This is a genomic window from Streptomyces sp. HmicA12 (genome assembly GCF_000373565.1).
GTDB lineage: Bacteria > Actinomycetota > Actinomycetes > Streptomycetales > Streptomycetaceae > Streptomyces.
The window spans coordinates 19,755-33,767 of sequence record NZ_KB891824.1 but is presented as its reverse complement, the minus strand read 5'-3'; the positions used below and the strand labels follow the sequence as shown (position 1 = coordinate 33,767).

The 14,013-nt window shown below is 70.2% G+C and carries 7 protein-coding genes and 1 pseudogene; 7 read left to right on the top strand and 1 reads right to left on the bottom strand.

Going from position 1 to position 14,013, the window contains the following annotated elements:
• Positions 1 to 119 precede the first annotated feature (119 nt).
• The 3 genes and pseudogenes from B072_RS45760 to B072_RS50005 form a co-directional block, all read left to right on the top strand.
• Positions 120 to 4,883: a toxin glutamine deamidase domain-containing protein gene (locus B072_RS45760; protein WP_234018949.1), complete on the top strand. Its 4,764-nt coding sequence runs from the start codon at positions 120 to 122 to the stop codon at positions 4,881 to 4,883.
• On the top strand, positions 4,883 to 6,106 hold the full coding sequence (locus B072_RS0129765) for a hypothetical protein (RefSeq protein ID WP_018533613.1): 1,224 nt from the start codon (positions 4,883 to 4,885) through the stop codon (positions 6,104 to 6,106). Before B072_RS45760 ends, B072_RS0129765 begins: the two co-directional genes overlap by 1 nt.
• Before the next feature lie 98 nt (positions 6,107 to 6,204).
• Positions 6,205 to 6,396: pseudogene (locus tag B072_RS50005) on the top strand (hypothetical protein); the annotation flags it as partial.
• A gap of 23 nt (positions 6,397 to 6,419) precedes the next feature.
• On the opposite strand, the gene B072_RS0129760 reads toward B072_RS50005, so the two are convergent.
• Entirely contained in the window at positions 6,420 to 6,785 is a 366-nt protein-coding gene (locus B072_RS0129760) for a hypothetical protein (RefSeq protein ID WP_018533612.1), read from the bottom strand.
• A gap of 1,590 nt (positions 6,786 to 8,375) precedes the next feature.
• Here B072_RS0129760 and B072_RS45755 point away from each other — a divergent pair.
• From B072_RS45755 to B072_RS0129735, 4 genes are all read left to right on the top strand, one after another.
• Positions 8,376 to 10,352, top strand: a complete 1,977-nt coding sequence (locus tag B072_RS45755) for a toxin glutamine deamidase domain-containing protein (protein ID WP_020573026.1) — start codon at positions 8,376 to 8,378, stop codon at positions 10,350 to 10,352.
• A gap of 75 nt (positions 10,353 to 10,427) precedes the next feature.
• Positions 10,428 to 11,747, top strand: a complete 1,320-nt coding sequence (locus B072_RS0129745; RefSeq protein ID WP_158689259.1) for a hypothetical protein — start codon at positions 10,428 to 10,430, stop codon at positions 11,745 to 11,747.
• 107 nt (positions 11,748 to 11,854) lie between these two features.
• On the top strand, positions 11,855 to 12,934 hold the full coding sequence (locus B072_RS0129740) for a hypothetical protein (protein ID WP_234018948.1): 1,080 nt from the start codon (positions 11,855 to 11,857) through the stop codon (positions 12,932 to 12,934).
• A 75-nt stretch (positions 12,935 to 13,009) separates the two neighbouring features.
• A complete protein-coding gene (locus B072_RS0129735) occupies positions 13,010 to 14,005 on the top strand; it encodes a hypothetical protein (RefSeq protein ID WP_234018947.1) in 996 nt (331 codons plus the stop codon).
• Positions 14,006 to 14,013: the final 8 nt, after the last annotated feature.

Sequence of the window (14,013 nt, the reverse complement as noted above, 5' to 3'; positions counted from 1 at the left end):
CGACGGTTGACCTGTTGTTCGGGGGGCTGGGTAAACTCGTGGCAAACTCGGGCCTGTTGGGGCGTGGGTGGTTGCGGGGACGCGGGGATACGGGTTTCGGGGGAGATGCCGTCGTGGCGATGATGTTGCCGGACGAGTTGGCCTGGCTGTTGGAGATGCTGGGGTTCGACTGGCCGACGGCCAATGAGGATCATCTGACGCAGTGTGCGGCGACCTGGCGGGAGTTCGGGGCGCAGGTCGGGGACATCCAGGCGTCGGCGGTGCAGTCGGCGGGCAATGTCACGGCGGACAATTACGGCGATGCGATCGACGCGTTCGTGGAGAAGTGGCAGGACTTCTCGGGTGGTTCGGGGTATCTGGACGATGCCCGGCAGGCCGCGGAGATGATCGCGTTCGTCTTCGACACGGCCGCGGTGCTGGTGATCGCGATGAAGATCGCGGTGATCATTCAGTTGACGGTGCTGGCGATCCAGATCGCGGTGGCGGCGGCGACGGCGGTGGTGACGTTCGGGTTGTCGGGTGCGGCGTCGGCGGCGTTGACGCAGGTGACCCGGGTCGCGGTCCGCAAGATCCTCAAGGAGACCGCGGAGGCGGTCCTGGAGGCGGTCCTGGAGGCGGTGAAGGAGCCGTTCGTCTCGGCGCTGGAGGAGATGAGCAAGGACCTCATCGCGCAGACCGTGAACCAGGGCTTCGGCGCGCAGGACGGCTACAACCTGGGGCGCACGGCGGATGCGGGCAAGACGGCGGTCAAGGACGGCTTCGACAACTTCGGCGCGACGCTGGGCGAATCACTGCGGGACGGGGCCGGGGGCCGGGCCGGGCATCACGCGCGCAGCGGGCTGGATCATGCGGCGGGGAACACGTCGTCATCCGGGGGTGATGGCGGGACCGGGACCGGGGCCGACTCCGGGTCCGGGTCCGGGTCCGGGTCCGGGTCCGGTTCGGGGTCTGGGTCCGGGTCCGGGTCCGGGTCCGGGTCCGGACCCGGGTCTGGGTCTGGGTCTGGGTCTGGGTCTGGGTCTGGGTCTGGTGATGGTGGTGGGGCGGATTCCGGTTCGGGGAGCGGGAGTTCCGGCTCCGGCTCCGGGGCTGGATCCGGGTCCGGGTCCGGGTCTGGTTCGGGATCTGGTTCTGATGGGGGATCGGGTTCGGGGNCCGGGTCCGCTGCGGGGTCGGGTGGCGGGGCCGGTTCGAGCGGCGGTTCCGACTCCGGATCGGGGTCTGGAGCCGGGTCTGGTTCGAGTGCCGGNTCCGGTGGCGGGTCCGGGTCGAGCGGGGGCTCGGGCGGTAACGCGGGCGGTAACGCGGGCGGCGGGAGCGGCCCCACGCACACCGCGAGCTCCTCGGCCGGGAACGGCTCGTCCCCCGCTTCAGGCGCCGGCGCAGACGGAGGCAGCGGGAACAGCGGCAGCAGCGGCTCCGGGTCGAGCGGGTCCGGGTCGAACGGCTCCGGTGACACCGGCGCCGACACCTCGACCAGCCGCGCCTCGGTGCCGACCCAGACGGCGACGGACAACAACACACCACTGACCCCGTTCGACGCCGGCTACCGCGAGCAGGACGCCGCCGCGCAGGCCCCCACGCAGACCGAGTCCGGCGGGGCCAACAGCCCTGCGGGGACGAACGCGACACCGGACGGAACCCCGGGCCCGCAGCGCGAGAGCGGCGACGCAGGCCCGGCCTCGTCCCCCGAGCAGCACTCCGCCCCGCAGACCCGCACCGACACCGAGACGACCGCGCCCGCCGCATCCCCGACGCCCACCGGCACCCCGGGCCCGGACACGGCAGCGCAGCACGCGGCCGCGCAGCAGATCAACACGTCCTCGGAGAGCGCCCCGGTCCAGGACACGAACGGGGCCCAGCCGCACGCCACTTCACAGGCACCCGCGCAAGGCAGCANCCCCAACGACCCGACGGCCGGCCAGGACCCGCGCACCCAGGTCCAGCAGCCCACCACGCCCACCGGCCAACCGGGCACGCCCACAACCACCGACCCGACGACGTCCACGTCACCGACGTCGCCCAACTCCTCCAGCACGCCGAGTTCCACGCCGAGCGGATCGCCGAGCCCCGGCTCCAGCCCGACGACGCCGAGCCCGGCCTCCACCCCGGGCCCAGGCCAGGGCTCACCCTCGCGGACGTCCACGCCGGTCTTCCATTCCCAGAGCGTCAGCACCGCAGAGGCGCCGACCACCACCGAGCCGGCCACCGCTCCCACCCCGCGCCCGGGCACCACCACCGGCGACCCGAGCACCCCTACCGCCACCGGCACGGCCGTCCCTCCCCAGCAATCCGCAGCGACCGCGACCCCGGGACCCGCGACCCAGCCCGCGGCCCGTCCGCAAACGTCAACTCCTGCTCCACGTACGGAAAGTCCCGCGCGTTCCGCCACCCCGGCCACTCCCCTGCCGCAGACGCCGAACCGCGCCCCTCAGACCCCGGCGACCCCGCCACGCCCCACCACCACCCCGGCCACACCCGCCGTCGGCGTCTTCACCACGCCCCCCGTCGGCACACCCCACGCCCCGTCCGGGGCCAAGCCGCCGACCGCCCAGCCTCCCGGCGATCCGCACACCCCCGCCGCGCCCGCCGCCGACCCCGCCCCTGCGGCCCCGGTCACGCATCCGCTGACCGACCGCCTCCACGAGATACGCGGCGCGCTCTTCCAGACCGACCCCGGCGGCCTGCTCCCACCCCCCGCCCCTGACCAGCAGACCCTGGAGAACACCCTCCCCCGCAACCCCGACGGCTCCTTCCAGCTGCACCCGGACCCACACGGCGCGTACACCCAGGTCCAGAACGACGGCGGCACCACCCAGCCCGGCCGCTCCAACAACTGCCTCGACTGCGCCCGCTCCATCATCGCCACCTGGTTCGGCAACCCCCAGGTGTCCGCAGCCCGCACCCCGGACACCAACCCCGACGGCACGCTCGACACGATGTCGCCCGAGAACGACTCGTACAACAACCTCGACAACTGGGCCGGCCGCCCCCAGATCTGGGCCGGCGCCGACATGCCCACCCCCTACGACCGCATCGCCCACCAACTCCTCCAAGCCGGCCCGGGCTCCGCCGCCGTCATCGGCGTGACCTGGCCGGGCGGCGGCGGTCACGCCTTCAACGCCTTCAACCACAACGGCCAGATCGTCTGGGTCGACTCCCAGACCGGGGCCGTCTCCGACCACCCCAACCCCCTCCACACCAACGCCAATGGTGTCCGCTACGTCCCCTTCGCCCCAGACGGCCGCCCCATGGACCCGCCCTGGGAGGAACAGACCAGCAACTCCGCGACCACTCAGAGCGATTCCACGTCGGCCACCAACTCCGACGAGCACGACACCGGCACCGGCACCGGCACCGGGGACCGCGACACACCCGCCACCGACGACCGCGACACCAAGCCCGCGGCCACCACGGACAACCGCAGCACCACACCCCAGGCCGACACCGACAACCGCACGACATCCGACACGGACACCACCGCGGACGACGGCACCACCAAGCCCACCACCGACACCGACACGGAAGGCCGCGACACCCCACCCGCAGCCAACGCCGACGCCGACGCCGACGCCGACAACCGCACCACACCAGACACCGACACCACCACGGACGGCCGCACCACCAAGCCCACCGCGGACGACCGCGACACCACGCCCGCAACCACCGCGGACAACCGCACTACCCCACCCGCCACGGACACGGACACGGACACCGACACCGACACCGACACCGACACCGACACCGACACCGACACCGACACCGACACCGACACCGACACCGAGAACCGCAACACCCCGCCGCCCGACACCACCAAGCCCGATACCGATTCCGACACTGACACTGACACTGACAGCGACACCGGAAATCGCGACACCACCCCCACCACCGACACTGATACCCCGACCAGACCGGACCACCGCCGCGAGGGCGCACCGACGACGTTCCAGGGGCCGGGGCAGTTCATCACGCGCGTGGATCGCGAGCGGCTTTCCCATGTGTTCGCCGAGGTGACGAACCAGTCCACCCAGCAGAACTCGACCGGCACCCCCGACCCGGAGTCCCCTCGGTCGAATCCGGGCGAACACGACACGCGTCGGCCCCAGCCGCCACAGACGCCCCCGAACATCGGCTACGGCGCCGCCTCCCATCAGCCCACCGGCAGCGGAACCCCAGCGGCAAACACGGGCGCTACGCAGTCGCAGCAGAACGCCGGACAGACGCAGAGTCCCGGCGCGGCCCAGAGCGTCAGCCTGCCAACCGAGTTGGACGACCTGATCGACCTTGCCCCCAAGTCCGGGGGCCCTGCATCGACCATCAAGGAGGGCGAGTCCATCCGGTACAGGGAGGACCGCCCCGGCAAGGGCGGACGCGGTGCGGTCGGCGATCAGATGACACCCGACCACATTCCGTCCAATCAGGCGCTGCAGATCGCCGCACAGAACAAGAAGTACGCCGACGAAGAGAAGCGGCTCCGTCGCCCATTGAAGGAACGCGAGAAAAAGAATCTCCAACTGACCAAGGCGGAGAAGGACGCCATCAACGACAACGGCTGGACCCTGTTCATCTCCGATGAATTCCACAAGAAGTACAGCCGGACATACGGAGGGCGCCAGGCCGGGCGCGACGACCCGTCCGAGCAGAAGCGCAAGGAGCAGGACGCGACGGACCTCAACGAGGCGGTGCGCAGAGACTTCGAAGCTCAATTGTCAGCATTTGACCCGAACTTGCCCGCTACCGATCCCCAGTGCCTGACCAAGGAAAAGGTGGCTCGCTACGTCAAGCACTATCAGAACCTGGCGAACGACCCGGATAGCGCTGTCGTTTACTCTAAGGAGGTCAACGAGCTGTTGCTGAAGTATCTGAGAAAGGCGAAGCACTGATGAACCTCGAGCTGTTTTCCCAGAAACTCATCGGCGACGACTCCCTCTCTGTCACCAAAATCATCGACCGCCTCGCCGCCTGGCTGTCGCAGCAGGAGGACCGAGGGGCCGGGGAAGCGGTGGCGTGTCTGCTGGCCACGCGTGACGACCGGGTCGCGGAGTTCGCGGCCCAGTACCTCGCCCTGCTGCCACGGCTGCACGCCGAGAAGAACCGCGTCGCGCAGCGGCTCCGCGGTGACGAGAGCCTGGTTCCCGCCGCGTCGCGGCTGGTTCCGTGGTTGTCGGAGCAGCTCCTCGGAGAAATGATCGACGACTACCTCGGCAGCGGGGAGCCCTACGGACCGCTGTTCGACATCATCTACGAGGTCGGGCTCTATCAGCCCGCCCTGCTGCGGCCCCACTTGAGCCGTATCGAGGACGCCGACGTCCGGTTCGCCATGATGTCCGGTTCGCCGGACGACTACGTACCGGGCTTTGTCGACAGATGGCGGCGGGCACAGAAGGCGGGGGCCCTGAACCTGCTGGCCCGGATGCGCACGGAGGCGGCGGCACAGGCGCTGCTCGGCCTGCGCGCGGACTTCTCGGAGCCCGCCGAGTGGGAGACCCTGGTGGAAATGGCCGGTCGGCTCCCTGACGCGGACGAGAGGTCGGGATACGCGCCCGCGTCCATGGGATCGGTGGTCGACCGCGGGGAGAGCCCGCACGTCATGGGTGGGTCCTACCCCGGCGAACTCCCGCTCTGTCCCGTCTGCGAGAAGGCCGCGGAGCGCGTACTCACCCTCAGCGCGGCCGAGTTGCCGTTCCCCCTGAGCGCCGACCCGTCCTTCTTCTGGTACACCTGCGCCTGCCACGCGCTGGACTTCGTGACGGTGAAACTCGCGCCGACCGGGCTCGAGGTCTACTACGGCCCGCAGGGAACCGCGCCCGAGGACAACGGGCACGTGGTTCCCGGGGAGCGGGCCCTGGCCCTCGAACCACACCCGAACCAGCTGGGGATCAGCCTCGACGGCACGGGCGGCAACTCTCGTCATCAGGTCGGCGGACTGCCCAGGTGGATCACCCCGGCACCGCATCCACGCTGCCCGGAGTGCGGCCTCGCCATGCGCTTCGTCGCGTCGGTCGACAGCGGCCCGACCCCCTTCGGGCACCTGGCCTTCGAGGGGACGCTGTACGGCTTCTGGTGCGACGCCTGCCACGTGTCGAGCGTCCAGCACCAGGCGTAGCCCCGCCCCGAGACCTACGTGACGCACCGGACAGTCGCGTGGGACGGGCGGGCCTGCCGTGCGGCTGGTTTTCGTGATTAGGCTGGGACAGGACACGTGTGCCACGGGGCACGTCAGGGGCCAGGGGGACGGCCCGCGACCGACGGCACGGACCATCAAGACGGTCGCCCCTTACGGCGCGCGGGTGCTCGACCACACCAGGAGGCATTGTGAACAGCGATCGGGACGATATTCGCGGGGGCTGGGACTCACCCGTCGATGGTCAATCCGACGCGGACTCCAGTGCCGAGCTGACGGGTGAGTTCACCATCGACTACGCCCCTCCGGCCTGGTACACGCAGAACGCGAACCCGGGTAACGCGAACCCGAGTAACGCGAACCAGGGGAACACCGCTCCTGAGAACGGCAACCCGGCGGGGACGCCGCCGCCCCCGCCGCCGCCCCCGCCTGCGGCACCGCCCGCGCCCAGTGACCTGGACAGCGGGGCCACGGTGCGCTTCTCCCCGTCGTCGCTGCGGCAGGAATCCGCGGCGGCCCAGGCGGGCCCGGACACGAACGCCCCCACCGCCGCACCCGATGCCGAGAGCAGTGATCTGGAGAGCGGCGCCACGATGCGGTTCTCCGCGTCCTCGCTGCAGCGGGAGTTCGCGGAACTCGACCGGAACGCCGCTACGGACACTGCCCCCGGCGCTCCTCCCGGCGCTCCTTCCGCCACGCCTGCCCCCGCACCCGAGCCGACGCCCGGCGAGCCCCCCGCCGCGACTCCTGCCGAGCCCGCCGCCCCCGCCGAGGAGTCGCGTTCCTGGGTCGACACCTACCGGGTGAACGTGGACATCGACCGCGGGGACGTCGGTACCGTCACGAACGGAACAACCGGTACGGGCGCCGCAGAGAACTCCGCGAATCCCACGAATCCCGCGAATCCCGCGAACCCCGCACCCGGCGAGGGCGCCGACGCCGCCGAAGGAGCCCCCGAGCAGGCCACGGCGCCCGGCGCCCCGGCCGCCCCCTCATTTCCCCTGCCTCCGCAGGCCCCTTCACCCGCCGCACCCCCTCCGGCTCCGCCGGCCCCCGGCGACGTACAGAACGCCCCCACCGGCTGGACGCCCCCGCCCGCGCCGGAGGGCGGGGTGCCGCCGCTGCCGCCGACGTTCCAGCCGGCCGCGCCGCCCACGGCCCCGCAGTGGAACGCGCCCGCGCCGGGCCAGCAGCCCCCGGCCGACCCGAACGCCTGGCCCGCGCAACCCGCGGCGGCGACCCCGCAGCCCCCGCAGGACGGCTACGGCTTCCCCCACCCGGGCCAACCCCAGCCCCCGGCCCAGCAGCCCGCACCCAACTCCCCTGCTCCGCAACCGGGTTACGGCTTTCCTCAGCCCACTCCGGGACAGCCCCAACCCCAGCCCGACCCCGCACCCGACTCCCCCTCACCGCAGCCGGGTCACGGCTTCCCCCAGCCCACTCCGGGACAGCCCGGCACCCCCANCCGGGCCCGGACACGGCAGCGCAGCACGCGGCCGCGCAGCAGATCAACACGTCCTCGGAGAGCGCCCCGGTCCAGGACACGAACGGGGCCCAGCCGCACGCCACTTCACAGGCACCCGCGCAAGGCAGCANCCCCAACGACCCGACGGCCGGCCAGGACCCGCGCACCCAGGTCCAGCAGCCCACCACGCCCACCGGCCAACCGGGCACGCCCACAACCACCGACCCGACGTCGTCCACGTCGCCGGTGCCGGGCACCACCCAGAGTTCGGGAACGGGCACAACGCCGGGGGCGACACCAGCCACCACCCCCACCTCGAGCCCCGGCGCGACCCCGAGCGCCGGCCCGGCGTCGCCCTCGCGCACCTCGACCCCCACCTTCCACGCTCAAAGCGTCACCACCACAGAAGCCCCGACCCAGGCAACCTCCGCTTCCACCGGCCCGGCCCCCACCACCAGCGACGCCAACCCTTCGCCGACGGGCCCCAGCCAGGTATCCCAGAACGGCCCCGCCGCGACGACAGGCGCCCGGCCCGCCACCCCGCCCCAGGGACCGGCGCGCCCGAACACCCCAACCACCCAACCCGCAACGCAGACCCAGGCCCCCGCACAGGCGCGCACCACCACTCCAACCACTCAGCCCCGCACAGAGTCTCCCCGGCGCACCACACCCACACAGATACCCACACAGAACCCGAGCCCGGCACCGAGCCCGACCCCGGCGACCACCACACCCAGCCCCACCACCGGGGCAAACCCGACCACCGGTCCGACCGGCGTCTACGCCATGCCCGGAACCAGCCCCAGCCCGCACCCGGACAACCACCCCGGCGCCCAACAGCCCGGCTCCACCCCGGAGAACGGGACGCCGACCACCCCCACGCCCGAGCCGACGCCACCACCGCCCCCGGGGCCCAGCGCCGAGAACCAGAACAACATCCGCGACAGCCTCGACCACTCCCCCCAGGGCCTGCTCGACCCCGACCAGCAGGACCAGCAGACTCTCGACGACGAAGTCCCCCGCAACCCCGACGGCACCCCCGAACGCCACCCGAACCCCTTCCTCAAGTGGCTCAAGGTCCTCAACGACGGCGGATTCAGCCAGCCCGGCCGCTCCAACAACTGTGCCGACTGCTCCCGGTCCTTCCTGGAAACCTGGTTCGGCCGCCCCACCGTCTCCGCACCCCGCACCCCCGACACCAACCCCGACGGCAGCCCCGACCGCACCACCCCCGAACGCGACTCCTACGCCAACATGGAGCGCTACGCCGGAGCACCCCACCAGTACGCGGGCAACGACCACCCCAACCCCTACGCCCGCATCGCCTACCACCTCCAACAAGCCGGCCCCGGCTCCGCCGCCTTCATCGGCGTCGCCTGGCCCGGAGGAGGCGGACACGCCTTCAACGCCGTCAACCACAACGGCACCATCGTCTGGATCGACACACAGACCGGCGACGCCTCAACCAACCCCCTCCACACCAACGCAGCCACCGTCAGCTACATCCCCCTCGACGCCGACGGCAAGCCGCTCCCCTCCCTCTACCCCACCCAGAACACCGACACCGCGGACACGTCCAACGCCGATACCGACACCCCGGACGCCGGACAGAAAACCGACCCGGCAGGCGCGGACTACGGCAGCGCCACCCCCGACCCCACACCGCCGGACGATTCCTCGTCCGCAGAGCTCCCCGACGACAAAGACCCCTACCTCGAACGCGATCGCACCGGATCCCTCCGCCCTGAACTCACGGACGATTCCGACTCCCCAGGGCTGCCTCCGGACAAGGCGCAGAACCAACTGCGCGACCGCAATCCCGTGTACCAGGTCACGCACGATCGGGTCGACCAGCACCTCGACGATTGGGCCACCCCGGACGAGAACGGCACCAGCCCCCTTGCCGATGTCCTCAGGCGCTCAGCGGGCCAGACTCCCGGTGGCCAACCCACCACCTTCGACAAGAAGGCACTTGGCGACGCTCTCCCCGGATTCAACTCCTTGAACCGGGGTGAGCAGATGCATGTCGTCAGCACTCTGGCCCGCCTCAGCCACAGCTTCCACGAACGGCACGGCGTGGGCGGATACCAGGAAGACCCCGGCCGCACCGTCTCGGCCGCCGCGACGCTGCGCCAGGCGAGCGCGAGCGGTCGTGGAGTCGACCTCGCGGCCAAGCACGGCATGGAGGACTCCGATCACGTTCCAGATCTTTCGGACAGGAACTACGCCGTCATCGAGGTGGACAGAGGTGACGGGACCATCGAATACGTCACCGACTCCTCGCTCCCCAACGGGTCCGACCCCGATGTGCCGGGGCGCCATTCGGAGCGCCACCTCATCGAGTGGGTGAAAGAGCAGAACAGGCGTGCCGGAAACACCGACCGCCAAATCGTCGGTCTCTATACCGAGCGTGAACCATGTGGCAACAAAAAGGGAGCGCTCGGCAGAAACAACTGCTCGGCGGTCCTGATGGCGAAGCTGGCGAAGGATGTTCCCGTCTATTACAGCACCGTCTATCGAGCGGATGAAGAAAGAGTGTCCGATCGTCGGCAGACTCGCAGTGACATAAATGCGGCCCTGAGGGCGCAACATGACGGGAAAAAGGGGCCGTTGGATCCGGAGGATGTGAAGCAGGCCAAGAAGGATTCCGAACAGCTGGTTCCGGAATCCGCCTACGAAGAGCGCATGAAGGCAGAATTCTCTGAGCGCATCACGAACAAGGTGGCCAACCTCTGGACGTCTCTCGCGAACCAGCTAGTCTAGACCCGATCGAAACGGAGGCCTTTTCTCAATATGCGTGACGTTCCGGATGATGTCGTGTCACTGCTCCGTACGGACATGGCTGAGGTTCTGCAGGCCGTGTCCGCAACCGGGGAGAGGCTGCCGCGGCCAGTTCAGTACGCGCTCCAACTGTCACTGGCGGGAGTGCGTCCCGCGAACCAGGGGGAGTGGGCCGCGTGGTTGCATCTGTGCGCGATCGCCCAGGGGGACCAGGACTGCGCCTCGGCCGTCGAAGGTTCGGGCATCGCACGCCCCTGGACGGTCGATTGGCATCACTGGCGCCCGCCGGGCGCGGTCCAGTGGACCGATCCGCTCCCCGGGCACATCAAGGAGTTGCGTCTGCTGCCCAAGGACTGGGCCGCGGACGGACGCCCCACGGTCCTCGGTCACGACGGACACCGCGACCGCGCCTACCACTGGGTCTGGGATGTGGAGACAGGGGAACTTCTGGCCGGCCCCCGCAGAGGAGAGGTGCCGGGCCCCGGTGATTCACAGCCCATGTCCATGGCGCGGAGCAACGCGATGCTGGGCTGGCATCCGTACGAGCCGAGCAGCCACGACCGCCCCTTGGTCACGCAGCACCTCGCCCTCCCCGAGCGTGGTCTGACTCTCTACGCGGCTCCTGGCGGTGTGTTCGCAGTCCGCTCCTCCGCGTCCGACCCTCTCGGCCCGGCCTGCCACGCTCCGGCGCAACCGAGCGCCACACCCTTCCCTGTGCATTTCGCCTCCGGCGGCGATGCGCCTCAGGTGGAGCGGCATCCGGACTACCCGAGCTTCGTCCCCTCCGACTTCCACCGACTGCGGGCCGAGGACCTTCCGGAGAGCGTCGGAGAGCACTCCTCTCGCGACGCGCTCATCACCACCGGCATCCCCGCCGTCCGGCTGAGCGACCTCACGCTGCACCCGCCCAGGTGCGTTCCGGACACCTCCGGCGAGGGCAACTCCCTGATCATGATCGGGTATCTGCAGTACGGCAGGCTCGTCATCGATGGGTCGACCGGGATCGTCTACCGGATGCCGTCGGAGTTCGATCCCTCGGCCGCTGAGGAGATCGACGCACTGGGCCTGGAGCCGTTCCACCCGGACGAAGACCCGAGTGACCCCGGCAGAACACGGCCCGACTTCGACCTGTCGGCCATGTACGAAGACCTCGACGACGAGGTGGACTTCGACGAGTACGTCGCCTGGGTCGCCCCCGACCTCCCCACCTTCCTCACCCTGGCCTCCCGATACTGCGGAGTCATGGCGCACTTGGGCTCGCTGAACAGCGAGGCTGAAGCCCGCGGGATCATCGATGTTATCGAGTTCGCCCTCGACGACGTCGCCCGCACTCCTGTGGACTCCTGGTGGACTGCAACGCTGCGGGAGCCGATGTGACCGGAGAGCTTCGGGGAACGTCCGTTCACGGCTGCCTGTCGGTTTTCTGACGCCGCGTGATCCGGGTTTGCGGAACCGCTCTACGTTCCGCCTCGTCGGATACAGACGTGACTGAAGAGACAGAAGCGATGCCCGAGGCGCCCGAGACCCCGGCTGCGCCCGCGATCCCCGAGGGCCACCGCGAACTCATCTCCGACCTCTCCGGAATCGTCAGCGACTACCCGTACGCCGACCCGGAGCCGACGCTCAGGGTCCTCGTCGGCGACGCCGCGGACGCCGTCGCCCGCCTCGACACCCCCGAGGGACGCCGGGAGCGCGCCGGCTACACCGTGCTGCTCCACGCCACCTGCTGGTACGCCGCCGCGCGCATTTTCGACAAGTCCCTGCACACCTCCTACGCCGAGACCCTGGAGCGGATCCGGGACACCCTCGACCCGGCCGCCTGCCCCTGCCCGGCGGACATCGCCCATCCGGAGAACCTCGACCCCGAATACGCCGTCGAGGTCGGGGTGAGTCTGCTGAGCGAGGGCGGGCGCGCCGCGTTCATCGAGGACTACGGGATCGAGGCCGAGGAACTGACCGTCCTCGACTGCGACGGGTACCTCGCCGAGCTCGCGGACACGGCCGCCGGCCACATGCGCGAGGCGTACCGGGAGAACTTCGGCAGCCCGGACGTCTCGCACCTCGACGCGGAGTTCGTGCGCGAGGACGGCACCATCGACATCGGCTCCGTGCAGGCCTCGATCGCCCGCACCTGGGAGCACAACACGGGCCCGGTCGCCCTGTGGTCGACACGCCGCTGGCTGTCCGGCCGGTTCCGGGAGGAGGAGCGACTCGGTCTCTTCCTCTGCCTGTGGATGGGGACTGTGCAGACCTACGAGGGTCTGCCGCCCTCCTACGCAAGGGAGTTGAAGGCCGCTGTCCGCACCGTCGACCTGGACGCCACCTGCGATCACCCGAAGCACCCGTGGTCGGTGGCCGCCCGCTCCACCGACACCCGCCGCCGCGCCGTGCTCCACCTCTACGCCCCGCAGGACCAGCCGGAAACGCCCGTACCCGCCGAACTCTCCGCCCGCGAGCTGTGGGAATGCCCCGTCCAATACGCCGAGTTGGCGCACGAGGCGTTGCGCGACATCGAGGGCTGGCGCACCATGCGCGGCGGCGCGGACGAGGACTGGGACGAGTAGCGGCCGCGTCCGACAGAAGGAACCGTCGATGAACTGACACCGTCTGCTTCTGGTGTGAGTGAAGAGACGACCGAGTTGCCCGAGGAGCACCAGCAGTGGCTGCGTGACCTCTCCGGGATTGTCAACGACTACCCCTCCCTCTCCCTCGAACCGGAGTCCGAACTTGGCGGTCTGGCTTGCGACGCCAGGGGCGCCTTGGCCCGCAAGGGCACTCCGCAAGGCCTCAGGGAGCGAACCGCGTACACCATCCTGTTGTACGCGACCAGCGGCTACGTCGCGGGCCGAGTGAGCGCGATCCCCGTGTTCAGGTCGTACTTCGAGGCCTTGGACGGCATTCGGGCCACGCTCGACCCAGTGACCTGTGCCTGCCAGGACGGCGCTCACCCCAGCGGTATCGGCGGAGAGGCGGGAATCGAGGCAGGGGTGCATCTGCTGACCGAGGAGGGTCGGGCCCTGTTCGCCCGGTACTGCTCCCCGGAGCAGCTGGCTGCTTACGACTGCGAGGCGTTCCTCGCCGGCCTCGCCGAGGACGCACTCGGGCAAGTGCGCGAAGGGTTCGACAAGACCTTCAGCGATGTCGATGTCTCGTACCTCGACAACGAGTTCGTCGGGGCCGACGGACACATCGACATCATCGAGATACAGAAGGCACTCGGCCGTGAATGGGAGGACAACGAGGCACCGGTGGCCTTGTGGTCCGCACAGCGCTGGCTGTCCGGCGACGTGCGGGACGAGGAGAGACTCGGACTCCTCCTCTGTCTGTGGATGGGCACCGTCCGGACGGCCGGGGGTCTCCCTCCCGCCTACGCGCGATACGCCCGTGCCGCCTTCGCCACCATCGACACGGCAGTCGCCTGCGGGCACCCCCTCCACCCCTGGTCCGCCGCCGGCGTCGACCGGGTCGCTCAGGAGCGAGCAGTCAAGCACCTGTACGCGCCCAAGGCCCATCCCGATACCCCGGTCCCACCCGGCCTCTCCGCCCGCGAACTCTGGGACTGCCCCGTTCAGCACGCCGAGCTCGCCCGCACCGCACTGGCATCGCTGGGCGAGGGCGAGGACGAGGACGCGTAGACAGCGGG